The organism is Pseudomonas sp. 2FG (assembly GCF_005502935.1).
Lineage (GTDB): Bacteria > Pseudomonadota > Gammaproteobacteria > Pseudomonadales > Pseudomonadaceae > Aquipseudomonas.
In genome coordinates, this window is sequence record NZ_SCMP01000002.1 from 121,593 (window position 1) to 144,281 (window position 22,689).

The window sequence follows — 22,689 nt, forward strand, 5'->3', positions numbered from 1 at the left end:
GCCGATCGGGTGACCCTTTGAACGACAGCGCGCCACAGCCTCAGCAACAGCCCAGCGAGCCACGCCCTTCGGCGTGTCCCGGTCTGCTGCGCATCGTCCAGGCCCGTGACGGTGGCATCTGCCGGATCAAGCTGCCGGCCGGTCGCTTGCGGGCCAGCCAGGCCTTGGCCGTGGCGGCTGCTGCGCAGGAGCACGGCAGCGGCGTGATCGAGGCGACCAACCGCGCCAATCTGCAGATTCGCGGGGTGCGCGTCGGCCAGGAAGATGCCCTGATCGCCAGCCTGCTGGCCGCCGGCCTCGGCCCCAGCAGCCCAGGCGCCGATGATGTGCGCAACCTGATGGTCAGCCCGGCCGCCGGCCTAGACCCGGCCGCCCTGCTGGATGTCAGCCCCCTGGCCGACCAGTTGCTGGCCACCCTGCAGGACAACCCCGCGCTGCACCGGTTGTCGGCCAAGTTCGCCCTGCTGCTGGATGGCGGCGAACGCCTGGCCATGCTCGAACACCCTCACGATCTGTGGCTGAGTGCCCTGCAGGGCGGCAGCCAGCCGCTGTTCGCCTTCGGCCTGGCCGGGTGCCCACCACTGCCCGGCAGCCCGGACACGGCCCTCGCCGCCGTACCCCTGGAGCAGGTGCCGGCGCTGGTGTTGGCGTGCCTGGAGCTGTTCCTCGAACTGGCCGGCCCCGAGCACAGCCGCATGCGCCAGCTGTTGACGGAGTTGCCGGCGCAGGACTTCCTCCAGCGGCTACAGGCCCGGCTGGACTTCCCCTTGCAGCAAGACGCAGCGCTGCGTCAGTGGCGCCGCCCGGCGGCCGAGGCCTGGGCGCACCTGGGTCTGCAGCCGCAGCTGCAGCCTGGACTGCTGCAAGTCGGCGCAGCACCGCCGCTCGGCCGCCTGCACGTGCAGCAGCTGCTTGAACTGGCGCGGCTGACGCAGCAGTTCGGCGACGCCAGCCTGCGCCTGACGCCCTGGCAAAGCCTGTTGCTGCCGAATATCCGCCAGGCCGATGGGCCGGCGCTGCTGCACGCCTTGGGCGAACTCGGCCTGGTCTGCGATCCCCTGCAGCCGCTGGCGCGCATCATCGCCTGCAGCGGTTCGGCCGGCTGCGGCAAAGGCCTGGCCGCGACCAAGGCGGATGCCCTGGCCCTGGCTGCGCGCCTGGCCGGCAGCGCGCCCTTGCCCGGCCTGCACCTGAGTGGCTGCCCGCGCTCCTGCGCCGCCGCCCACGACTCTCCGCTGACCCTGCTGGCCGTCGCCGACGGGCGTTATGACCTCTACCAACGCGATGCGGCGGTGCCCGGCTTCGGCCGCCCGCTGGCGCGCCATCTGACCATTGCCGAGGCCGGCGACCTGCTGGCCGTGCTGCCCGACCCATGGAAACCGACCGATGATTGATTACATCCGCGATGGCCAGGAAATTTACCGCCAGTCCTTTGCCATCATCCGCGCCGAAGCCGATTTGCGGGGCATACCCGCCGACCTGGAAAAACTCGCGGTGCGGCTGATCCATGCCTGCGGCATGGTCGATGTGGTCCAGGACCTGCGCTTCTCGCCGGGTGCCGGCAGCGCCGGGCGCCAAGCCCTGGCCGCCGGCGCACCGATCCTCTGCGACGCGCGGATGGTCGCCGAAGGCGTGACCCGCGCACGCCTGCCGGCGAACAACCAGGTGATCTGCACCCTCAATGACGAAGGGGTGGTCGACCTGGCCCGTTTACGCGGCAACACCCGCTCGGCGGTCGCGCTGGAGCACTGGCGCGAACACCTGGAAGGCAGCGTGGTGGTGATCGGCAATGCCCCGACCGCGCTCTTCTACCTGCTGGAGATGCTCGACGCCGGCGCGCCGAAACCGGCGCTGATCCTCGGCTTCCCGGTGGGCTTCGTCGGCGCCGCCGAGTCCAAGGAAATGCTCGCCGCCGACAGCCGTGGCGTGCCTTACGTCATAGTTCGCGGTCGCCGCGGTGGCAGCGCGATGGCCGCCGCGGCGGTCAACGCCCTGGCCACGGAGGTGGAATGATGAGCACCAAAGGACGTCTGCTCGGCATCGGCGTGGGTCCCGGCGACCCCGAGCTGATCACCCTCAAGGCGCTGCGCCTGCTGCAGGCCGCCCCCGTGGTCGGCTACTTCGTGGCCAAGGCCAAGGTCGCCAAGGGCCAGCATGGCAACGCCTTCGGCATCATTGCCGCACACCTTGGCAGCGAGCAGCAGACCCTGCCGATGGTCTACCCGGTGACCACCGAGAAGCTGGCGCCGCCGCTGTGCTACGAGGACATCATCAGCGACTTCTACGACACCTGCGCCGAACAGATCGCCGGGCACCTGGAAGCAGGCCGCGATGTGGCGGTGATCTGTGAAGGCGACCCGTTCTTCTACGGCTCCTACATGTACCTGCACGATCGCCTGGCCAGCCGCTATGCCGCCGAAGTGGTGCCCGGGGTCTGCTCGATGCTGGGCGGCGCGGCGGTGCTCGGCATCCCGCTGGTGTACCGCAACCAGAGCCTCTCAGTGCTCTCCGGGGTGTTGCCGGCGGACGATCTCAAGCAACGCCTGGCCGCTACCGACGCGGCGGTGGTGATGAAGCTCGGACGCAACTTCGACAAGGTTCGCGCCGTGCTCGAAGACCTCGGCCTGGCTGAACGGGCGCTCTACGTCGAGCGGGCGACCATGGACAACCAGCGCATAGTGCCGCTCGATCAGGTCGATCCGATGGCCTCGCCGTACTTTTCACTGATTATCGTGCCGGGCGAAAAATGGCAGGCCTGATGACGCGCCCGATTTTGCTCCGCTCGCCCGCAACATGGTGACAAAAGCCTGAGTAGGGTGCGCCGCGCGCACCAACCGGCCTCGGTGCGCACGGCGCACCCTACGGATGTTCTCGCGACGCAGATGTTTCCCTGACCGCGTTGACGCTCTACCCGACATTTAACTGGTACCCCAGCATGCATAACGCCCCGGCCATCGTCATTCTCGGCAACACCAGCCTGGCCACCGCACGCCGCATCCAGGCACTTTATCCACAGGCGGAGATCCACGGCCTGCGTGGCCGCGTCGAAGGCGTCGAGCAGCCCTACGACGACTTCGGCGACACCCTGCGCGAGCTGTATCGGCGCGATACGCCGATCATCGCCCTGTGCGCCGCCGGCATCGTCATCCGCATCCTCGCGCCACTGCTGCAAAGCAAAGGCGCCGAGCCGCCGGTGCTGGCCGTGGCCGAGGACGGCAGCGCCGTGGTGCCGCTGCTCGGCGGCCTCGGCGGGGTCAACCACATGGCCCGCGAAATCGCCGCGGCACTGGACGTCGCGCCGGCCATCACCACCAGCGGCGAACTGCGCTTCGGCACCTGCCTGCTCGATCCGCCCGCCGGCTATGCGCTGGCCGATATCGAACAGGGCAAGCGCTTCGTCTCCGATCTGCTTGGCGGCGAGACGCTGCGTATCGAGGGCGACGCCCCCTGGCTGGCCGAGGCCAAGCTGCCGGTGGATGACCGGGCCGGACGGGTTATCCACATCACCCCGGCGGATCGCCCCGCCAGCGCCGCCGAGTTGCTGATCCACCCCCGCGTGGTCATGGCCCTGGTCGATTCGCTGGCGGGCGATACCGCCACCACGGTTCGCGCCGGCCTGACCGGCGCCGGCCTGGCGCCGCTTTCCCTGGCCTGCCTGCTGGCCCCGTGTAAATGGATGAGCGCTGCCGAATTGCCCAGGGCCGCCGAAGCGCTCGGCGTGCCACTGCGCTTTATTGCCGACGACACAACGCTGCCCGCCCTGAGTCGGCAAGTCGGCGGCATCCGCCTGTTCGTCTCGCCCGAGCCAGTCGACCCGGCCACCATCGGCCAGGCCCGTGGCCGCCTGACCGTCGTCGGCCTTGGCCCTGGCGCCGCCGAATTCATGGTGCCGGCCGCCAAGCTGGCATTGCAGCAGGCCGAGGATGTGCTCGGTTACGAAACCTACGTGAAGATGGCCGGGCCGTTCCGCCCGGAGCAGGTGCTGCATTGCAGCGACAACCGCGAAGAACTGCAGCGCGCCCGGCATGCCTTCGAGCTGGCCAGCAGCGGTCGTTCGGTGGTGGTGGTGTCGTCCGGCGACCCCGGTGTGTTCGCCATGGCGGCGGCGGTATTGGAAGCGTTGGAAGCCTCGAGCGATCCGCTCTGGCAGGCCGTCGACCTGCAAATCTTCCCCGGCGTCTCCGCCGCCCTGGCGACTGCCGCACGGGCGGGCGCACCGCTGGGCCATGACTTCTGCATCCTGTCGCTGTCGGACAACCTCAAGCCCTGGGACATCATCGAACTGCGCCTCGAGCATGCGGCGGCGGCCGATTTGGCGCTGGCCTTCTACAACCCGATCTCCCGCGCCCGCCCCTGGCAACTGGGCCGAGCGCTGGAGATAGTCGCCGGCCATCGCAGCGGCGATACCGTCGTCGTGCTCGGTCGCGATATCGGCCGGCCGGGGGAAACCCTGACCCTCACCACTCTCGCCGAGCTGCGCCCGGAGCAGGTGGACATGCGCACCATGGTGATCATCGGCTCATCGACGACCCGGCGCTTTGCCCGTCAGGACGGCGGCGCCTGGGTCTACACGCCACGCTCTTATCCCTGAGGCTTGGAGGCGGCTGTTGAAGTTCTTGGTCGCAGCGTACGGCCCAGCCACGGCATGACAGGTAAGCGGCGAGGTGCCGTGGCTGGCATGCCTCTTCGGGCTACCCTCCGCGGTTGAGCGTCTATGCTTGGGCTTACCGAGCTCATGCCTTTGCGGCGACCTGCCAGGAGATAATCGATGTTGCCCACGCCCACTGCCGAGAAGGCGCTGTCCCACGGCCTGCTCGATGTGCTGATCCGTGCCGGGCTGATCGCCGTGCTGGTGATTTTCTGCTACCAGATCTTCCACCCCTTCCTCGACCTGATGCTCTGGTCGTTGATCCTGGCGATCACCCTCTACCCACTGCACGGCAGGCTCAAGGGCAAGCTGGGCAACAACGACGGGCGCACCGCGACGCTGATCGTGCTGCTCGCCATCGGCATCCTGATGGTGCCGGTCTACCTGTTGGGCACCTCGATGGCCGACTCGGTGGAGCAGGCCATCGCCGTGGTCAAGAGCGGCGGCTTCCATATTCCGCCGCCGGCCGACTCGGTCGCCAGTTGGCCGCTGGTGGGCAACGCCCTGCACGGCTTCTGGCTGCAAGCCGCCACCGACCTGAGCGGCCTGGCGCAGAAGCTCGCCCCGCACCTCAAGGGTGTCAGTCTCACCCTGCTGGGCAAGCTCGCCGGCCTCGGCACGGGCCTGCTGATATTCATCTTCGCCCTGATCATCGCCGGCATCTTCATGGCCTATGGTGAGAACGGCGGTCGCAGCGCGGTGCAGATCGCCTCGCGGATCTCCGGCCCGGGCAAGGGAGCGCAAATCACCGAACTGTGCACCGCCACCATCCGTGCGGTGGCTCAGGGCGTGGTCGGCATCGCCTTCATCCAGATGCTGCTGATCGGCGTCGGCTTCGTGCTCATGGGCATCCCCGGCGCCGGACTGCTGGCCCTGGCGGTACTGCTGCTCGGCATCATGCAGCTACCGGCCACCCTGATCACTCTCCCGGTGATCGCCTTCGTCTTCGCCACCGAGGGTGCCAGCATGGCGACCATTGCCTTCGCCATCTACGTCTTCGTCGCCGGCCTGGCCGACAACGTGCTCAAGCCGCTGCTGCTCGGCCGGGGTGTCGATGTGCCGATGCCGGTGGTGCTGATCGGCGCCCTGGGCGGCATGGTCACCGGCGGCATCATCGGCCTGTTCATCGGCCCGGTGGTTCTCGCGGTCGGCTACCAGCTGTTCTGGCAATGGGTCAGGGACCAGCCGCAGGGCGGCGGGCCAGGCGACCAGGAGCCCTGACGCGAGCAGGCTCGCCCCCATGTCGCCCGGACTTCGCCCAGGCCGGTTACTCCTGCTCGGCGCACTTGGCCTCAGTGGCTGCGTACGCCTGGGGCCGGACTTCCAGGCACCGCGTGAGGCATGGGTCGAACACTGGAACAGCCCGGCGCTCGAGCAGGCCAGCCAGCAGCGCCCACAACCCGACTTTCTGCAGTGGTGGCAGGTGTTCGCCGACCCTATCCTCGACCGTTTGATTGCCGAGGCCGACGCCCACAACCCGAGCCTGAAGATTGCCGGCCTGCGGGTGCTCGAGGCGCGCGCCCAATTGGGTATCGCCCAGAGCGGGCGCTACCCGCAGCTGCAGCAGGCCAGCGCCGACAGTCTGTACCTGGACCGCAACCAGTCCGGTGGGCGTAACCCGCAGGACAGCCATTTCTGGCAATACAGCGCGGGCTTCGACATAGGTTGGGAGCTGGATTTCTGGGGCCGCTTCAGCCGTGCCATCGAGTCGGCCGATGCCAGCTACTTCGCCGCCGAAGCCAATTACGAAGACGTACTGGTGCTGCTGCGGGCGCAGATGGCCGATACCTATTTCGCCCTGCGCACCACCGAAGCGCGTCTGCGTGTCGCCCGTGTGAACGCCGAGCAGCAAAAGCGCAGCTTTGAAATCACCGAGAAGCTGTTCAAGAGTGGGCAGACTGCCGAACTCGACCTGCAACAGGCCAAGACCCAGTATCTGGGCACCCTGAGTACCATTCCCGACTTCGAGGACCAGGTACTGCGCACCCGCAACGCCCTGGCCGTGCTGATCGGCCGTCCGCCCAGCCCGCTGCCGGAGTTGGTCGAGAACGAGGGGCTGATCCCGCTGATCGATCGCGCGGTGCTGCAGGACGTACCCGCCAACCTGCTGCTGCGCCGGCCGGACATACGCGCCGCCGAACTCAATGTCGCCTCCCAGTCGGCACTCATCGGCGTGGCCGAAGCCGATCTCTACCCCTCACTGAGCCTGCTGGGCAGCATCGTCTGGTCCGCCAGCTCACTGGACGGCGCCTCCAACAGTCTGGACCTGGTCGGCGGCCCCAGCCTGCGCTGGAACCTGTTCGACCACGGCCAAATCAGCAACAACGTGCGCGTGCAGGATGCCCGCTTGCAGCAGTTGATCGAGGTCTACCGCGACGCCGTGCGCCAGGCGGCGCGCGAGGCCGACGATGCCGCCAATGGCCTGATCAAGGCGCTGGAGCGCGAGCGTATCCTGCGCGAGGCGGCACTGGCCGCCCAGCGCTCGGTGACCCTGGCCAACGCCCAGTACCGCGAAGGCTACTCGGACTTCCAGCGCGTGCTGGACGCCCAGCGTGCGCTGTTCCTGCAACAGGATAACTACCTGCTCAGCCGTGCCAATGCAGTGAGCAATCTGATTGCCCTGTACAAGGCCCTTGGAGGCGGCTGGTACAGCGCTCAGCCGAGGGTCGATCAGGCCAGCCGCGAGCAGATGCAGCAACGCACCGACTGGGGCGACCTCCTGGATGAGCCCACGGACCCCACGGCCAGCGCCTCCCCGACTCCACACAAGGTAAGAGACGATGAGTGAAGCAGCGCAGCCCGCCCCCTCGGCTCCGGTCACCGGCGCGCCCGCGCCTACCGCCGACCCGGTAAAGAAGGGCGCGAAGTGGGTGGTTTGGCTGATCGGCCTGAGCCTGCTCTGGTACCTGCTGGCCGACCGCTTTACTCCTTACACGCAGCAGGCGCGGGTGCAGGCCTTCGTCGTCCCGGTGGCCGCAGAAGTGGCCGGCCGGGTGACCCGGGTGCAGGTGCGCAACAATCAAGACGTCAAGGCCGGCGAAGTCCTCTTCGAGGTGGATCAGCAGCAGTACCGGATCGCCGTCGATCGCGCCCGTGCCGACCTCGAGTCGACACGCCGTCAGATCGCTGCCAGCACCGCCGGAATCGACTCGGCGCAAGCATCCTTGCGCGCCGCCCAGGCCAACGAACTCAAGGCTCGCCAGGATAACCAACGTCTTGAAGGCTTGTATCGCGACGATCCGGGAACCATTTCCGTGCGTCTCCTCGAGGTCTCCCGCTCCAGTCGTGAGCAGGCCATCAGTCAGGTCGCCGCGGCCAGGGCCGAAGTGCAACGCGCACGTGAACAGCAGGGCGGCAGCGACGAAGACAACGCCCTGCTGCGCAGCGCCGCCACCGCCCTGGCAAAGGCCGAACTGGACCTGGCCAATACCCGGGTACGAGCACGTTCGGCCGGGCTGATCACCGATCTGCGCACCGAAGCCGGACAATATGCCGCTGCCGGAAATCCGGTCATGACCCTGATCGCCATTCACGATGTATGGATTAGCGCGGAAATGACCGAGAACAACCTGGGCCGGGTCGAGCCCGGCACCCCGGTTGCCATAGTGCTGGACGCGCTGCCTGGCGAGATATTCGAAGGTCGTGTGCGCAGCGTCGGCTATGGGGTCAGCGTCGGCCAGAGCACCGCGCCCGGCACCCTGCCGAGCGTGGAGAACAGCCGCGACTGGCTGCGCCCGGCCCAGCGCTTCCCGGTAATTATCGAGCTCGCCCCGGGCGAGTTGGCCACGCTGCGCGGCATCCGCGTCGGCGGGCAGGCCGAAGTCATGGCGTTCCCCGACGAGGGCAACCCGCTTAACCCGCTGGGTCGCCTGTTCCTGCGTTTGATGAGCTGGCTGTCCTATGCCTACTGACAGCGCCCATGCCCACTGAACGCGAGCCCCGCAGCCAGCGGGCACTGCGCCTGGCCAGCGGCACCGCGCTGTGCCTGGCCGCCAGCTTCGGCCTGAACCTGCCGATCCCCTTTGTCGCTCCGCTGTTCAGCCTGTTCCTCCTAGCCTCGCTCAACCGCCCCCTGTCGTTGAAGGCTGGGCTGGGGCTGACGCTGGTGGTGATGCTGACCACCGGCAGCGGCCTGCTGCTGATCCCGTTGCTGCGCTACTACCCTTTCAGCGGGGTTCTGCTGATTGGCCTGTGCCTGTTCCTGGCCTTCCGCTATGGCCTGCACGGGGGCAACAACCTGGTCGCCACCTTCCTGGTGATCGGCCTGACCATGATTTCTGCGGCCGGCACCGCCGATTTCGGCCTGGCCCTACTGGTCATCGGCGCCCTAGTCAAGGGCCTGCTCCTCGCCGTAATAGTGCTGTCCCTCAGCCATTGGCTGTTTCCCGAAACCACCGCCGCGCAGGCATCACCGGCCGCCCCGGCGCTGCCGACCGAAGAAGCCGGCTGGGTGGCATTGCGCGCAGCCCTGGTAGTGCTGCCGGCCTTCCTGCTGGCACTGATCGATCCGGCCAGCTATATGCCACTGATCATGAAATCGGTGAGCCTCGGCCAGCAGAGCTGCACCACCAAGGCGCGCGATGCCGGCCGCGAGTTGCTCGGCTCGACCCTGCTCGGCGGCCTGCTGGCGATCCTGTTCTGGTGCGCCCTCAGCCTGTTTGTGCACCTGTGGATGTTCTTCCTGTGGATGCTGCTGGTCGGCCTGCTGCTGGCGCGCAAGCTCTATGCCCTGAGCCCGACCCGGCTGACGCCTGGCTTCTGGCTCAATACTCAGGTCACCCTGATCATCCTGCTCGGTCAGTCGGTGCAGGACAGCGCCGCCGGCAAGGATGTCTACAGCGCCTTCGCCGTGCGCATGGGGCTGTTCATCGCCGTCACCCTCTATGCCTGCCTGATGGTCCACCTGCTCGACCAACGCCGCCGCGTGCGGCAACACGCCCGCTGAAGGGGTCACCCATGCTGCTCAATCTGCTGACCGGCCTCCCCGTGATGCTGCTCTGCCTGCTGCTGCAGGCCATTTTCCTGGCCATGTGCCTGCGCCAGTACGTGCGCTTCAGGCATGCCCGGCAAGGCCGCGACTCGCAGTGGCTGGATATCCTGTTGCTGTCGATGGTGATGCTGCTGATGTTGCTCGGCAATTTCGTGCAGATGGCCATCTGGGCCGCCCTGTTCATGCTGCTCGGCGAATTCGGCGAGTTCGCCACCGCGCTGTATCACTCGGGGGTCAACTTCGCCACCCTGGGCTATGGCGATATCGTCATGTCCGAACGCTGGCGTCTGCTCGGCCCGCTGGAAGCGGCCAACGGCATCCTGATGTTCGGTGTCTCCACCTCGGTGATGACCGCGGCGGTGATGGATGTCATCAAGCACAACCTGGCCCGGCTGCAGCCGAATGAGCCCCCTGCAAGACGAGACGACGTTTTCCCTAACCATAAGGGCTAGGCGAACGGCGGTGCTTGTGTGTTGAATTCAGGACCCCCACACCCGCCGCGCGCTTATCCCTGAGGCTTATTCGACGGTGACGCTCTTGGCCAGATTGCGCGGCTGGTCGACGTCTGTGCCCTTGAGCACGGCGACGTAGTAGGACAGCAGCTGCAACGGGATGGTGTAGAGGATAGGTGCCAGAGCATCGAGGATGTGCGGCATGTTCACCACATGGGTGCCCTCGCCGTTGCCCAAGCCGGCTTGCTCGTCGGCGAAGACGATCAGCTCGCCGCCACGGGCGCGCACTTCCTGCAGGTTGGATTTGAGCTTTTCCAGCAGCTCGTTGTTCGGCGCCACTGTGACCACCGGCATGTCGCTGTCCACCAGGGCCAGCGGGCCGTGCTTGAGTTCACCGGCGGGGTAAGCCTCGGCGTGGATATAGGAGATTTCCTTGAGCTTCAGCGCACCTTCCATGGCCACCGGGTACTGCGCGCCACGGCCGAGGAACAGCGCGTGATGCTTCTCGGCGAACAGCTCGGAGATTTTCTCCACCCTGCTGTCCATCGCCAGCGCCTCACCGAGGCGAGTCGGCAAGCGGCGCAACTCTTCCACCAGCTCGGCTTCCACACCGGCCGCCAAGGTTCCGCGCACCCGACCGAGTGACAGGGTCAGCAGCATCAGCGCCACCAGTTGGGTGGTGAAGGCTTTGGTCGAAGCCACGCCAATTTCCGGGCCGGCCTGGGTCAGCAGAGTCAGGTCGGACTCACGCACCAGTGAGCTGATGCCCACGTTGCAGATCGCCAGGCTGGCCAGGTAACCGCCGTTATCCGGGCCCAGCGCCTTGCCGTTGCGCAAGGCGGCCAGGGTGTCGGCGGTTTCGCCGGACTGGGAGATGCTGACGAACAGGGTGCCCGGTTGCACCACCACCTTGCGGTAGCGGAACTCGCTGGCCACTTCGACCTGGCACGGAATGCCGGCCAGGCCTTCCAGCCAGTAACGGGCGACCATGCCGGCGTGGTAGCTGGTGCCGCAGGCGACGATCTGCACGTTCTGCACCTTGGCGAACAGCTCGGCGGCTTGCGGGCCGAAGGCCTGCACCAGCACCTGATCGGAACCCAGACGGCCTTCCAGGGTGCGCTGCACCACCTTCGGCTGTTCGTGAATCTCCTTGAGCATAAAGTGGCGATACTCACCCTTATCCGCCGCCTCGGCCCCTTCGTGGTATTGCACGCTTTCGCGCACCACCGGCTGGCCATCGACCGTCCAGATCTGCACGCTGTCACGGCGGATTTCGGCTATGTCGCCTTCTTCCAGGTACACGAAGCGGTCGGTAACCTGCCGCAATGCCAGTTGGTCGGAGGCGAGGAAGTTCTCACCGAGACCGAGGCCGATGACCAGCGGGCTACCGCTGCGGGCGGCGAGCAGGCGATCCGGTTGGCGCGCGCTGATGACCGCCAAACCGTAGGCACCGTGTAATTCCTTCACCGCGGCTTTCAGCGCCGCCGCCAGATCACCGCAGTCTTTAAGCTTGTGATCGAGCAGATGAACTATGACTTCGGTGTCGGTATCCGAGCTGAATAGGTAGCCGAGGCCCTTCAGGCGTTCGCGCAATTGTTCGTGGTTTTCGATGATGCCGTTGTGCACCACCGCCAGCTCGCTGCCGGAGAAGTGCGGGTGGGCGTTACGCTCGCTCGGTGCGCCGTGGGTGGCCCAACGGGTGTGGGCGATGCCCAGACGACCGGCCAATGGTTCGGCATTCAGCGCGTTTTCCAACTCGCTGACCTTGCCCACACTGCGGCGGCGCTCCAGCTGCCCGGCACTGCTGAAGACCGCCAGGCCGGCGCTGTCGTAGCCGCGGTATTCCAGACGTTTCAGGCCTTCCACCAGGATCGCGGTGATATTGCGCTCGGCGACGGCGCCAACGATGCCACACATAGTTCTCTCCTTAGGCTTCTACAACGGCGCAGATCAGGTGTATCCCGCGCGCCGTGATCGATTCACGGGCCTCCGTTGGGAGGCGTTCGTCGGTAATCAGGGTATGGATGCTGCTCCAGGGCAGCTCCAGATTGGGAATCTTGCGGCCGATCTTATCGGCCTCGACCATGACTATGACTTCACGGGCGACTTCGGCCATGACCCGGCTCAGGCCCAACAGCTCATTGAAGGTCGTAGTGCCACGCGCCAGGTCGATACCATCGGCCCCGATAAAGAGCTGATCGAAATCGTAGGAGCGCAGCACTTGCTCGGCGACTTGGCCCTGGAAGGATTCAGAATGTGGGTCCCAGGTGCCGCCAGTCATCAACAACACCGGCTCGTGTTCCAGCTCGCGCAAGGCGCTGACCACGCTCAAGGAATTGGTCATCACCAGCAAACCGGGTTTGTAGCCGAGCTCCGGAATCAACGCCGCGGTGGTGCTACCGCTATCGATGATGATCCGTGCGTGTTCACGCAACAGCCCGGCCGCAGCACGACCGATAGCCTGCTTGTATTTGGAGATCGGTTGGCCGCCGTCGGCGATCAGTTCCTGCGGCATCGGCACCGCCCCGCCGTAACGACGCAGCAACAGGCCGTTCTTCTCCAGCGCGCCGAGGTCTTTGCGGATGGTGACTTCCGAGGTGGCGAAGCGCTTGGCCAGCTCATCGACGCTGACTTCACCCTGCTCGGTGAGCAGCGCAAGAATGGCGTGACGGCGTTGCGGGGTGTTGCGCTTCGACATAGGCCAGTTAAGTTTCGATTCGAAAGATAAGTGCGCGAATCAAAACCTATCGAAGCTTTTTCGTCAAGCGGGAAACGACGTAGGGTGGACAACGCTGTGCTTGTCCACCAAGCGAAACGCTGGCGAAACCGTCGGTGGATAACGCTTCGCGGTTATCCACCCTACGTCGCATCACTTCTTGGTCGGGCGCTTCCAGCCTTCGATATTGCGCTGCTTGGCCCGGCCCACCGCCAGGGTGGCGGCCGGTACATCGGCGGTAATCACCGAGCCGGCGCCAGTGGTGGCACCGTCGCCGAGCGCCACAGGAGCAACCAGGGCGCTGTTGGAGCCGATAAACACGTCTTCGCCCAACACGGTCTTGAACTTGTTGGCGCCATCGTAGTTGCAAGTAATGGTGCCCGCGCCGATGTTGCTTCGCGCCCCCACTTCGGCGTCGCCCAGGTAACTCAGGTGGCCGGCCTTGGCGCCTTCGCCCAGCACGGCGTTTTTCAACTCGACGAAGTTACCCACATGCGCCTTGGCGCCCAGCACCGAACCTGGGCGCAAGCGTGCGAACGGTCCGGCATCGCTGCCCTCGCCCAACTCGGCACCCTCGAGATGGCTGTTGGCTTTGACCACCGCACCTCTGCGCAGGGTGCTGTTCTTGATCACGCAGTTGGGGCCGATCTCGACGTTATCTTCGATGAGCACCCGGCCTTCGAGTATCACGTTGATGTCGATCAGCACATCGCGGCCCACCGTCACCTCGCCACGCAGATCGAAACGTGCCGGATCGCGCAGGGTCACACCCTGGGCCATCAACTGGCGGGCCGCGCGTTGTTGGTAATGGCGCTCGAGTTCGGCCAGCTGCATGCGGTCGTTGGCGCCCTGCACTTCCATGGCATCCAGCGGCTGCTCGGTGGCCACCACCAGGCCGTCGGCCACCGCCATGGCGATCACGTCGGTCAGGTAGTACTCGCCCTGGGCGTTGTTGTTCGACAGGCGGCCGAGCCAGTCGGCCAGGCACTTGCCGGGCACCGCGAGGATGCCGGTATTGCCTTCGCAGATCGCCCGCTGCTCGGGCGTCGCATCCTTGTGTTCGACTATGGCTTTGACCAGGCCCTGGTCGTCGCGAACGATCCGCCCGTAGCCGGTCGGATCGTTCAGATCGACCGTCAACAGCCCAAGCTGCTCGGAACTGACCCGTTGCAGCAGGCGCTGCAGGGTGTCGACCTCGATCAACGGCACATCGCCATAGAGGATCAGCACGTTCTCGGCCGAAAGCTTGGGCAGCGCCTGCGCCACCGCGTGGCCGGTGCCCAGTTGCTGGGCTTGCAGCACGAAGCTCAGGTCGTCCGCGGCCAACCGCTCGCGCACGGTTTCCGCGCCGTGGCCGATCACCACCTGGATGCTCTGCGGCTGCAGTAGCCGGGCGCTGTCGATGACATGCCCGAGCATGGATTTACCGGCGACCGGATGCAGCACCTTGGGTAGCGCGGAACGCATGCGCGTGCCTTGGCCGGCGGCGAGGATGACGATATCGAGAGACATGTGGACAGATCCTGAACAAGCATAGGCCGGATGAAACCCGGTAATACACAGGAGCCGGGTTTCGCTGCGCTCTACCCAGCCTACGAATAGGCAAAACCGGAAAAAGAAAAAGGGTAGCCAAGGCTACCCTTTTACTCGATCGCGATGAAGTCTTGCGGGATTAGCCGCCGAACTTCTTGCGCACCGCCTGGATGGTCCGCAGCTGAGCTGCGGCCTCGGCCAGACGGGCGGCGGCGGAACCGTAGTCGAACTCCGCGCCTCTATCATGCAGGGCCTTCTCGGCAGCCTTGACGGCTTCCTGAGCAGAGGCTTCGTCCAGGTCGGCTGCACGCTGTACGGTGTCGGCCAGGACCTTCACCATATTCGGCTGCACTTCCAGGAAACCACCGGAGATGTAAAACACCTCGGACCAGCCACCCTGCTTGATTAGGCGGATCGGGCCCGGCTTGAGATCGGTGATCAACGGTGCGTGACCTGGAGCGATCCCGAGATCACCCAGGTTACCGTGCGCAATCACCATCTCGACCAGACCGGAGAAGATCTCGCCTTCCGCGCTGACGATATCGCAATGGACTGTCATAGCCATTTGCTTGCCTCAACCTGATTAGCGCCCGTTACCGGGCGCTGGGATTACAGTTTCTTGGCTTTCTCGATGACTTCTTCGATGCTGCCGACCATGTAGAACGCTTGTTCTGGCAGTTGGTCGTAGTCACCGTTGAGGATGCCTTTGAAGCCAGCAATGGTGTCTTTCAGGGAAACGTATTTACCCGAAGCACCGGTGAAGACTTCAGCCACGAAGAACGGCTGCGACAGGAAGCGCTGGATCTTACGAGCGCGGGATACCAACTGCTTGTCGGCTTCCGACAGCTCGTCCATACCCAGGATCGCAATGATGTCCTTCAGCTCTTTGTAGCGCTGCAGCACGTACTGAACGCCACGCGCGGTATCGTAGTGCTCCTGACCAATCACCATCGGGTCCAACTGACGCGACGTGGAGTCGAGTGGATCGACCGCCGGGTAGATACCCAGGGAGGCGATGTCACGGGACAGTACGACGGTGGCGTCCAAGTGGGCGAAGGTGGTCGCCGGCGACGGGTCGGTCAAGTCGTCCGCAGGAACGTAGACGGCTTGGATCGAGGTGATCGAACCGTTTTTGGTCGAAGTGATGCGCTCTTGCAGAGTGCCCATTTCCTCGGCCAGGGTCGGCTGATAACCCACAGCCGAAGGCATACGGCCCAGCAGTGCGGATACTTCGGTACCGGCCAGGGTGTAACGGTAGATGTTGTCGACGAACAACAGTACGTCGTTACCCTCGTCACGGAACTTCTCGGCCATGGTCAGGCCGGTCAGTGCCACGCGCAGACGGTTGCCCGGCGGCTCGTTCATCTGACCGTAAACCAGCGCCACTTTGTCGAGAACGTTGGAGTCCTTCATCTCGTGGTAGAAGTCGTTACCCTCACGAGTACGCTCACCCACACCGGCGAACACGGAATAACCGCTGTGCTCGATGGCGATGTTACGGATCAGTTCCATCATGTTTACGGTCTTGCCGACACCGGCGCCACCGAACAGACCGACTTTACCGCCTTTGGCGAACGGGCAGATCAGGTCGATAACCTTGATGCCGGTTTCCAGCAGGTCGTTGCCGCCCGCTTGTTCGGCGAAAGACGGCGCAGGGCGGTGAATACCCCAACGCTCTTCTTCGCCGATCGGGCCGGCTTCGTCGATCGGGTTGCCGAGTACGTCCATGATCCGGCCCAGGGTCGCTTTACCGACCGGTACGGAGATGCCTGTGCCCGTGTTGTTGACGTCCAGACCGCGCTTCAAGCCTTCGGTCGAGCCCATCGCAATGGTACGGACCACGCCGTCGCCCAGCTGCTGCTGAACTTCCAGGGTGGTGTCGGCGCCTTGAACTTTCAAGGCGTCGTAGATGCTCGGGACCTGATCGCGTGGGAATTCCACGTCGATCACGGCGCCGATGATTTGTACGATACGTCCGCTACTCATAGCTGGATCCTCTGAATATTTGAACCGGTATCAGACCGCGGCAGCGCCGCCAACGATTTCCGAGATCTCTTGGGTGATCGCCGCCTGACGCGCCTTGTTGTAGATCAGCTGCAAATCGCTGATCAGATCACCGGCGTTGTCGGTAGCGTTCTTCATCGCGATCATCCGCGCCGCTTGTTCAGCCGCGTTGTTCTCGACCACCGCCTGGTACACCTGCGACTCCACGTAGCGCACCATCAGGCCGTCGAGCAGCTCTTTAGCGTCGGGTTCGTAGAGATAGTCCCAGTGATGCTTGAGTTCCTGATCCGGATCAGCCACCAGCGGGATCAACTGCTCCACTGTCGGCTGTTGCGTCATGGTGTTGATGAACTTGTTGGAAACCACGGACAGGCGATCAATACGGCCATCCAGGTAGGCATCCAGCATCACCTTGACGCTGCCGATCAGATCATTGATCGACGGCTCTTCGCCCAGGTGGCTGATTGCAGCGACGACGTTACCGCCGAAGTTGCGGAAAAATGCCGCACCCTTGCTGCCTACTACGCAGATATCGATCTCTACGCCTTGTTCGCGGTTTACCGCCATGTCCTTGACCAGGGCCTTGAACAGGTTGGTGTTCAAGCCACCGCACAGACCACGGTCACTGCTCACCACCACATAACCGACACGCTTGACTTCGCGGTCGATCATGAACGGGTGACGGTATTCCGGGTTAGCGTTGGCCAGATGACCAATCACCTGGCGGATGCGCTCCGCGTAGGGACGGCTGGCAGCCATGCGCATTTGAGCCTTGCGCATCTTGCTGACAGCCACCTTTTCCATGGCGCTGGTGATCTTTTGCGTGCTTTTGATGCTCGCAATCTTGCTGCGAATCTCTTTTGCGCCTGCCATGTAACACCTATCGGGTTAGCAGGCGGGGGTCTTGCGACCCCCGCTGCGGCTTACCAGGTTTGGGTGGCCTTGAACTTCTCGATGCCGGCTTTCATGCCTGCGTCGATTTCGTCATTGAAGTCACCCTTCACGTTGATCTTCGCCATCAAGTCGGCGTGATCGCGGTTGAAGTAAGCAATCAGAGCTTGTTCGAAGCTGCCGATTTTGACGATCTCGATGTCCTGCAGGAAGCCACGCTCGGCGGCGTACAGGGACAGCGACATGTCGGCGATGGACATCGGCGCGTATTGCTTCTGCTTCATCAGTTCGGTAACGCGCTGACCATGCTCAAGCTGCTTACGGGTGGCTTCGTCCAGGTCAGAGGCGAACTGGGCGAAAGCCGCCAGTTCACGGTACTGAGCCAGAGCGGTACGGATACCACCGGAGAGCTTCTTGATGATCTTGGTCTGAGCCGCGCCGCCCACACGGGATACCGACACACCGGCGTTCACTGCCGGACGAATGCCGGAGTTGAACATGGCCGATTCCAGGAAGATCTGACCGTCGGTGATCGAGATCACGTTGGTCGGAACGAACGCGGACACGTCGCCAGCCTGGGTTTCGATGATCGGCAGAGCGGTCAAGGAACCGGTCTTGCCTTTCACGGCGCCATTGGTGAACTTCTCAACGTACTCTTCGGATACGCGGGAAGCGCGCTCCAGCAGACGGCTGTGGAGATAGAACACGTCGCCTGGGTAGGCTTCACGGCCTGGCGGACGGCGCAGCAGCAAGGAAATCTGGCGATAGGCCACGGCTTGCTTGGACAGATCGTCATAGACGATCAGCGCGTCTTCGCCGCGGTCACGGAAGTACTCGCCCATGGTGCAGCCGGCGTACGGTGCGATGAACTGCAGCGCAGCGGATTCGGAAGCACTGGCCGCGACGATGATGGTGTTAGCCAACGCGCCGTTTTCTTCCAGTTTGCGAACCACGTTGGCGATGGTCGATTGCTTCTGACCGATAGCGACGTAGACGCAGCGGATGCCGCTGTCTCTTTGGTTGATGATCGTGTCGATCGCCAGAGCGGTTTTACCGATCTGACGGTCACCGATGATCAGCTCACGCTGGCCACGGCCAACCGGGATCATGGCATCGACGGCCTTGTAACCGGTTTGTACCGGTTGGTCGACCGACTTACGCCAGATCACGCCCGGTGCAACCTTCTCAACCGCGTCGGTAGCGACGTTGTTCAGCGGGCCTTTACCGTCGACGGGGTTACCCAGGGCATCGACCACACGACCCAGCAGTTCCGGACCAACCGGCACTTCGAGGATGCGGCCGGTGCACTTGGCACTCATGCCTTCGGCCAGCGACTGGTAGGCACCGAGAACCACGGCGCCGACAGAGTCGCGCTCCAGGTTCATCGCCATACCGTAGACGCCGCCCGGGAACTCGATCATTTCGCCGTACATAACGTCGGCCAGACCGTGAATCCGCACGATACCGTCGGACACGCTGACGACTGTGCCTTCGTTACGGGCTTGGGAGGTCACATCGAGTTTTTCGATGCGGCCCTTGATGATTTCACTTATTTCGGAAGGATTGAGTTGCTGCATTGCTCTGCTGCCCCTTCAAACTCAAGATTTCAATGCTTCGGCTAGTTGCGCGAGTTTGCCGCGAACTGAGCCATCGATAACCAGGTCGCCGGCGCGGATCACGACACCACCGATCAGGGTGGCATCCTCCGCAGCGTGCAGGCGCACTTCCCGGCCGAGCCGTGCACTGAGAACCTTGGCGAGTTTGTCTTGCTGTTCTTCGTTCAATGCGAAGGCACTGGTGACGTCCACATCAACCGATTTTTCCTGTTCGGCTTTCAACAGCTCGAACAGTTCGGCGATCTCCGGCAACAACTCCAGACGGTTGTTCTCGGAAATGACGTGAAGGAAATTCTGTACCTTGGCGTCGAACTTATCACCACACACCTCGATAAAGGTGGTGGCCTTATCTGTACTCGTCAGACGCGGGGCCGTGAGCACGCGCTGCATGCGGTCGTCTTGCGACACCGCTGCAGCCAGGCCGAGCATGGCTGACCAATTGGCCAGTTGCTGGTGGGCCTGAGCGTACTCAAAAGCAGCCTTGGCGTAAGGTCGGGCCAACGTGGTCAGTTCTGCCATGATCGCGCCCTCGCTTAAATTTCGGCTGCCAGTTTGGAAACCAGCTCCGCATGCGCGTTACGGTCGATAGTGGCGCCCAGAATCTTCTCAGCACCGCTGATCGCCAAGCCACCCAGTTGGGCCCGCAGGGCGTCTTTGACGCTGTTCAGTTCCTGTTCGATCTCGGCCTGAGCCTGAGTCTTCAGGCGCTCACCTTCAACACGGGCCTGATCGCGAGCTTCGTCGACGATCTGGGTAGCGCGTTTCTTGGCTTGCTCAATGATTTCAGCTGCCTGGGTTTTGGCGTCGCGCAGTTGCAGGCCCACTTTTTCGTGGGCGAGCTCCAAATCACGAGCCGCACGGCTGGCAGCGTCCAGTCCATCCGCAATCTTCTTCTGACGCTCCTGCAAAGCCGCGATGACCGGAGGCCACACGAACTTCATGCAGAACAGCACAAAGATGAAGAAGGCAACGGACTGGCCAATCAGGGTTGCATTAATGTTCACGCCAACACCTCGCTCGTTCGTTGTCCGTCAAACCAATCACTCGAAATCCCATCGCTGGGATTCCAGAGCATTAGCCTGCCAGTTGACCAACGAAGGGGTTCGCGAAGGTGAAGAACAGTGCGATACCAACGCCGATCATGGTCACGGCGTCCAGCAGACCAGCGACGATGAACATTTTAACTTGCAGCATCGGAACCATTTCCGGCTGACGCGCAGCGCCTTCCAGGAACTTGCCGCCCAGCAGGCCGAAACCAATGGCGGTACCCAAGGCACCCAGGCCAATCAGCAGTGCAACGGCGATCGCGGTCAGACCAACTACAGTTTCCATCTTTCCTCCCGACTTTTTATGTCGTATTGGTTAAGGTTGTTAAGGTAAAGCGGTAAAGCGAAATCAGTTGTTGCCTTTGCCCTTGCGGGCTTCCACTCAAAACACCGCACACCCTCTTCCGCCCTTCGGGCACCTTCTCCCCGAGGGGCGAAGGTCAGCGGGTGCGCTACGCGTTTTTAATGGTTATCTTCGTGCGCCAGCGACAGATAGATGATGGTCAGCACCATGAAGATGAACGCCTGCAGGGTGATGATCAGGATGTGGAACACCGCCCACGCCCACTGCAGTACGACCCCCAGACCACTCAGCCAGAGAATGCCGGTACCAAACATCACGGCGATCAGGATGAACACCAGTTCACCGGCATACATGTTGCCGAACAGACGCAGTGCCAGCGAAATAGGCTTGGCCACCAGGGTCACGAACTCCAGCAGGAAGTTGACCGGAATAAACAGCGCTTGAACCACCAGGTTCTTGCTGCTGAACGGGTGCAGAGTCAGTTCGCCGATGAAGCCACCGATACCCTTGATCTTGATGCTGTAGAAAATGATCAGCGCGAACACCGACAGGGACATGGCCAGGGTGGCATTCGGATCGGTAGTCGGTACCGCGCGGAAGAACAGGTGTTCATTACCGGTGAGCAATGCTGCAACTTTCGGAATCCAGTCCACCGGCACCAGGTCGATGGCATTCATCAGGAAGATCCAGACGAAAATCGTCAGGGCCAGCGGTGCGATCAACGGGTTACGGCCATGGAAGGTGTCCTTGACGCTGCCGTCGACGAACTCAATCATCACTTCAACGAAGTTCTGCAGACCACCCGGCTGACCGGAGGTCGCCTTTTTCGCGGCCAGGCGGAACAGCAGGACAAAGATCAGACCCAGGGCGATGGACCAGCCCAAAGTGTCGACATGGAATGCCCAGAAGCCCATTGCTTTAGCTTCTGCTGCGGTGTGAGCGAACCCCCAATCACCATTCGGCAGTTGCCCGTAAGTCAGGTTCTGCAAGTGGTGCTGGATATAGCCCGAAGCGGTTTGTTCTGCCATGTTTGCCTCAAACGCCCTAAGGTCTCGAAAGTCTTGTTCTCATCAGCAGGGGCGCGAACCAATTGACCAGTTGGGTCAGCAGGAATACGCCGAATACTGCCAGCGCTTCCAATGGCTTCACACCTGCAAACGTCAGCGCAAACAGCACTGCCGTCAAAATCAGCTTGCCCGCTTCACCGGCATAAAAAGACCGGACTATGGCTTGGGCGGCCCGCGCTCCCGTGAAGCGGAACGCCTTGTGGGCAAAATACACATTCGGCAGCCAGGCAATCAGCCCGCCACACAGCCCAGAGTAGCCACTTACCGCTCCGCGCCACCGCCACAAAACGACCGCTGCGAGTAACAGCACGACGAACTGGGCGAGCAGGACGGGAAACACCGGTAAACGATGGAAGGGCAGGCGGTTGGGCGTGCGGACATCCATCAAGCTTTTCTCCGGCTTTTCGGCCTCTGGCGTCAGTCAATTCAAATCAACGACTTGGCATAGTTTGTGCCGACAAAATGCGCGCAGAGTATAGGGGGCGTTCCACCCCTATTCAACTGCCCGGTAGTGATTTCCGACTACTCGCTACATGTGCAATTGTTTTAGCGAATGTGGGCCAGGACACCTTGCAACTCATCCAGCGAGCTATAGCGGATGACCAATTGCCCCTTACCCTTTTGCCCGTGCTTGATCTGCACCGGAGAGCCCAGGCGCTCAGCCAGGCGCTGCTCCAGGCGGCTGATGTCCGGGTCGACCTTGGGCGGTTCAAGCGGCTTTTCTTTGCTGTTCAGCCAGTGGCGTACCAGCGCTTCGGTTTGGCGCACGGTCAGACCACGTGCGACAACATGTCGCGCCCCTTCGACCTGCTGTTCTGCCGGTAAACCGAGCAAGGCGCGGGCATGCCCCATCTCCAGGTCACCATGGGACAGGAGGATCTTGATCTCTTCCGGCAGGGCAATCAGGCGCAGCAGGTTGGTGATGGTGACGCGCGATTTGCCGACCGCTTCGGCGACTTGCTGCTGGGTCAGCTGGAACTCCTGCTGCAAGCGCTGCAAGGCGACCGCTTCTTCGATCGGGTTGAGGTCTTCGCGCTGGATGTTCTCGATCAAGGCCATGGCGATGGCCGCCTCATCGGGCACTTCGCGAACCATCGCCGGAATCTTGTCCAAGCCAGCTTGCTGGCTGGCGCGCCAACGGCGTTCACCGGCGATGATCTCGAACCGACCGGCACCGATCGGGCGCACCACGATGGGCTGCATCACGCCTTGGGCCCTGATCGATTGCGCCAGTTCGTCCAGTGCGGTGGCGTCCATGTCGCGACGCGGCTGGTATTTACCGCGCTGGATCAGGTCCAGCGGTATGTATTGCAGCTCGCGGGTATCGGCTTGCACGGCTTCTTCCTGCAAAGCATTGACGCTGCTGCCGCCCAGCAGGGCGTCCAGCCCGCGCCCGAGACCTCGTTTTTTGATCGCCATGCG

The 22,689-nt window shown here is 63.4% G+C and carries 22 protein-coding genes; 9 read left to right on the forward strand and 13 right to left on the reverse strand.

Features of this window, described 5'->3' with window-relative positions; genetic code table 11:
• Positions 1 to 17 precede the first annotated feature (17 nt).
• From cobG to FFS13_RS02465, 9 genes are all read left to right on the forward strand, one after another.
• A complete protein-coding gene (gene cobG / locus FFS13_RS02425; RefSeq protein ID WP_256657795.1) occupies positions 18 to 1,394 on the forward strand; it encodes a precorrin-3B synthase in 1,377 nt (458 codons plus the stop codon).
• Positions 1,387 to 2,013, forward strand: a complete 627-nt coding sequence (locus FFS13_RS02430) for a precorrin-8X methylmutase (RefSeq protein ID WP_137817535.1) — start codon at positions 1,387 to 1,389, stop codon at positions 2,011 to 2,013. Before cobG ends, FFS13_RS02430 begins: the two co-directional genes overlap by 8 nt.
• Complete coding sequence (locus FFS13_RS02435) at positions 2,010 to 2,759, forward strand: precorrin-2 C(20)-methyltransferase (RefSeq protein ID WP_137817536.1); 750 nt, start codon at positions 2,010 to 2,012, stop codon at positions 2,757 to 2,759. Before FFS13_RS02430 ends, FFS13_RS02435 begins: the two co-directional genes overlap by 4 nt.
• Positions 2,760 to 2,935: 176 nt before the next feature.
• A complete protein-coding gene (gene cobJ, locus FFS13_RS02440) occupies positions 2,936 to 4,591 on the forward strand; it encodes a precorrin-3B C(17)-methyltransferase (protein ID WP_137817537.1) in 1,656 nt (551 codons plus the stop codon).
• Between the two features lie 177 nt (positions 4,592 to 4,768).
• On the forward strand, positions 4,769 to 5,869 hold the full coding sequence (locus FFS13_RS02445) for an AI-2E family transporter (RefSeq protein WP_137817538.1): 1,101 nt from the start codon (positions 4,769 to 4,771) through the stop codon (positions 5,867 to 5,869).
• Positions 5,870 to 5,888: 19 nt separating this feature from the next.
• A complete protein-coding gene (locus FFS13_RS02450; protein WP_137817539.1) occupies positions 5,889 to 7,436 on the forward strand; it encodes an efflux transporter outer membrane subunit in 1,548 nt (515 codons plus the stop codon).
• A complete protein-coding gene (locus FFS13_RS02455) occupies positions 7,429 to 8,559 on the forward strand; it encodes an HlyD family secretion protein (protein WP_137817540.1) in 1,131 nt (376 codons plus the stop codon). Before FFS13_RS02450 ends, FFS13_RS02455 begins: the two co-directional genes overlap by 8 nt.
• An 8-nt stretch (positions 8,560 to 8,567) precedes the next feature.
• Positions 8,568 to 9,593 carry a DUF2955 domain-containing protein gene (locus FFS13_RS02460; RefSeq protein WP_137817541.1) on the forward strand — a complete coding sequence of 342 codons (1,026 nt, stop codon included), beginning with the start codon at positions 8,568 to 8,570 and terminating at the stop codon, positions 9,591 to 9,593.
• Between the two features lie 11 nt (positions 9,594 to 9,604).
• Positions 9,605 to 10,090, forward strand: a complete 486-nt coding sequence (locus FFS13_RS02465) for a potassium channel family protein (RefSeq protein WP_137817542.1) — start codon at positions 9,605 to 9,607, stop codon at positions 10,088 to 10,090.
• A 66-nt stretch (positions 10,091 to 10,156) separates the two neighbouring features.
• Here FFS13_RS02465 and glmS read toward each other — a convergent pair whose 3' ends face one another.
• The 13 genes from glmS to FFS13_RS02530 all read right to left on the reverse strand — a co-directional run bounded on the left by glmS (position 10,157) and on the right by FFS13_RS02530 (position 22,686).
• Positions 10,157 to 12,007, reverse strand: a complete 1,851-nt coding sequence (gene glmS, locus FFS13_RS02470; protein WP_137817543.1) for a glutamine--fructose-6-phosphate transaminase (isomerizing) — start codon at positions 12,005 to 12,007, stop codon at positions 10,157 to 10,159.
• Between the two features lie 10 nt (positions 12,008 to 12,017).
• Complete coding sequence (locus FFS13_RS02475; protein WP_137817544.1) at positions 12,018 to 12,788, reverse strand: DeoR/GlpR family DNA-binding transcription regulator; 771 nt, start codon at positions 12,786 to 12,788, stop codon at positions 12,018 to 12,020.
• Between the two features lie 171 nt (positions 12,789 to 12,959).
• Positions 12,960 to 14,318 carry a bifunctional UDP-N-acetylglucosamine diphosphorylase/glucosamine-1-phosphate N-acetyltransferase GlmU gene (gene glmU / locus FFS13_RS02480; protein WP_137817545.1) on the reverse strand — a complete coding sequence of 453 codons (1,359 nt, stop codon included), beginning with the start codon at positions 14,316 to 14,318 and terminating at the stop codon, positions 12,960 to 12,962.
• 160 nt (positions 14,319 to 14,478) lie between these two features.
• A complete protein-coding gene (locus FFS13_RS02485) occupies positions 14,479 to 14,904 on the reverse strand; it encodes a F0F1 ATP synthase subunit epsilon (RefSeq protein ID WP_137817546.1) in 426 nt (141 codons plus the stop codon).
• Between the two features lie 44 nt (positions 14,905 to 14,948).
• The gene (gene atpD / locus FFS13_RS02490) at positions 14,949 to 16,325 is read right to left on the reverse strand and encodes a F0F1 ATP synthase subunit beta (protein WP_137817547.1); all 1,377 of its coding nucleotides are present in this window, start codon (positions 16,323 to 16,325) and stop codon (positions 14,949 to 14,951) included.
• Positions 16,326 to 16,355: 30 nt separating this feature from the next.
• Positions 16,356 to 17,216 (reverse strand): F0F1 ATP synthase subunit gamma, encoded by an 861-nt coding sequence (atpG, locus tag FFS13_RS02495; RefSeq protein ID WP_137817548.1) that lies wholly within the window; start codon positions 17,214 to 17,216, stop codon positions 16,356 to 16,358.
• A gap of 50 nt (positions 17,217 to 17,266) precedes the next feature.
• Complete coding sequence (gene atpA, locus FFS13_RS02500; protein WP_137817549.1) at positions 17,267 to 18,811, reverse strand: F0F1 ATP synthase subunit alpha; 1,545 nt, start codon at positions 18,809 to 18,811, stop codon at positions 17,267 to 17,269.
• A gap of 21 nt (positions 18,812 to 18,832) precedes the next feature.
• On the reverse strand, positions 18,833 to 19,369 hold the full coding sequence (locus FFS13_RS02505) for a F0F1 ATP synthase subunit delta (protein WP_137817550.1): 537 nt from the start codon (positions 19,367 to 19,369) through the stop codon (positions 18,833 to 18,835).
• A 14-nt stretch (positions 19,370 to 19,383) separates the two neighbouring features.
• A complete protein-coding gene (locus FFS13_RS02510) occupies positions 19,384 to 19,854 on the reverse strand; it encodes a F0F1 ATP synthase subunit B (protein ID WP_137817551.1) in 471 nt (156 codons plus the stop codon).
• 70 nt (positions 19,855 to 19,924) lie between these two features.
• Entirely contained in the window at positions 19,925 to 20,182 is a 258-nt protein-coding gene (atpE, locus tag FFS13_RS02515; protein WP_002555987.1) for a F0F1 ATP synthase subunit C, read from the reverse strand.
• A gap of 176 nt (positions 20,183 to 20,358) precedes the next feature.
• Positions 20,359 to 21,228: a F0F1 ATP synthase subunit A gene (gene atpB, locus FFS13_RS02520; protein WP_137817552.1), complete on the reverse strand. Its 870-nt coding sequence runs from the start codon at positions 21,226 to 21,228 to the stop codon at positions 20,359 to 20,361.
• A gap of 16 nt (positions 21,229 to 21,244) precedes the next feature.
• The gene (locus FFS13_RS02525; protein WP_137817553.1) at positions 21,245 to 21,652 is read right to left on the reverse strand and encodes a F0F1 ATP synthase subunit I; all 408 of its coding nucleotides are present in this window, start codon (positions 21,650 to 21,652) and stop codon (positions 21,245 to 21,247) included.
• 161 nt (positions 21,653 to 21,813) lie between these two features.
• A complete protein-coding gene (locus FFS13_RS02530) occupies positions 21,814 to 22,686 on the reverse strand; it encodes a ParB/RepB/Spo0J family partition protein (RefSeq protein ID WP_137817554.1) in 873 nt (290 codons plus the stop codon).
• Between the last annotated feature and the right edge of the window lie 3 nt (positions 22,687 to 22,689).

Coding starts and splice junctions, on each gene's coding strand:
- FFS13_RS02430 (WP_137817535.1), top strand. CDS start 1,387: ATGATTGATTACATCCGCGATGGCCAGGAAATTTACCGCCAGTCCTTT.
- FFS13_RS02435 (WP_137817536.1), top strand. CDS start 2,010: ATGATGAGCACCAAAGGACGTCTGCTCGGCATCGGCGTGGGTCCCGGC.
- cobJ (WP_137817537.1), top strand. CDS start 2,936: ATGCATAACGCCCCGGCCATCGTCATTCTCGGCAACACCAGCCTGGCC.
- FFS13_RS02445 (WP_137817538.1), top strand. CDS start 4,769: ATGTTGCCCACGCCCACTGCCGAGAAGGCGCTGTCCCACGGCCTGCTC.
- FFS13_RS02450 (WP_137817539.1), top strand. CDS start 5,889: ATGTCGCCCGGACTTCGCCCAGGCCGGTTACTCCTGCTCGGCGCACTT.
- FFS13_RS02455 (WP_137817540.1), top strand. CDS start 7,429: ATGAGTGAAGCAGCGCAGCCCGCCCCCTCGGCTCCGGTCACCGGCGCG.
- FFS13_RS02460 (WP_137817541.1), top strand. CDS start 8,568: ATGCCCACTGAACGCGAGCCCCGCAGCCAGCGGGCACTGCGCCTGGCC.
- FFS13_RS02465 (WP_137817542.1), top strand. CDS start 9,605: ATGCTGCTCAATCTGCTGACCGGCCTCCCCGTGATGCTGCTCTGCCTG.
- glmS (WP_137817543.1), bottom strand. CDS start 12,007: ATGTGTGGCATCGTTGGCGCCGTCGCCGAGCGCAATATCACCGCGATC.
- FFS13_RS02475 (WP_137817544.1), bottom strand. CDS start 12,788: ATGTCGAAGCGCAACACCCCGCAACGCCGTCACGCCATTCTTGCGCTG.
- glmU (WP_137817545.1), bottom strand. CDS start 14,318: ATGTCTCTCGATATCGTCATCCTCGCCGCCGGCCAAGGCACGCGCATG.
- FFS13_RS02485 (WP_137817546.1), bottom strand. CDS start 14,904: ATGGCTATGACAGTCCATTGCGATATCGTCAGCGCGGAAGGCGAGATC.
- atpD (WP_137817547.1), bottom strand. CDS start 16,325: ATGAGTAGCGGACGTATCGTACAAATCATCGGCGCCGTGATCGACGTG.
- atpG (WP_137817548.1), bottom strand. CDS start 17,216: ATGGCAGGCGCAAAAGAGATTCGCAGCAAGATTGCGAGCATCAAAAGC.
- atpA (WP_137817549.1), bottom strand. CDS start 18,811: ATGCAGCAACTCAATCCTTCCGAAATAAGTGAAATCATCAAGGGCCGC.
- FFS13_RS02505 (WP_137817550.1), bottom strand. CDS start 19,369: ATGGCAGAACTGACCACGTTGGCCCGACCTTACGCCAAGGCTGCTTTT.
- atpE (WP_002555987.1), bottom strand. CDS start 20,182: ATGGAAACTGTAGTTGGTCTGACCGCGATCGCCGTTGCACTGCTGATT.
- atpB (WP_137817552.1), bottom strand. CDS start 21,228: ATGGCAGAACAAACCGCTTCGGGCTATATCCAGCACCACTTGCAGAAC.
- FFS13_RS02525 (WP_137817553.1), bottom strand. CDS start 21,652: ATGGATGTCCGCACGCCCAACCGCCTGCCCTTCCATCGTTTACCGGTG.
- FFS13_RS02530 (WP_137817554.1), bottom strand. CDS start 22,686: ATGGCGATCAAAAAACGAGGTCTCGGGCGCGGGCTGGACGCCCTGCTG.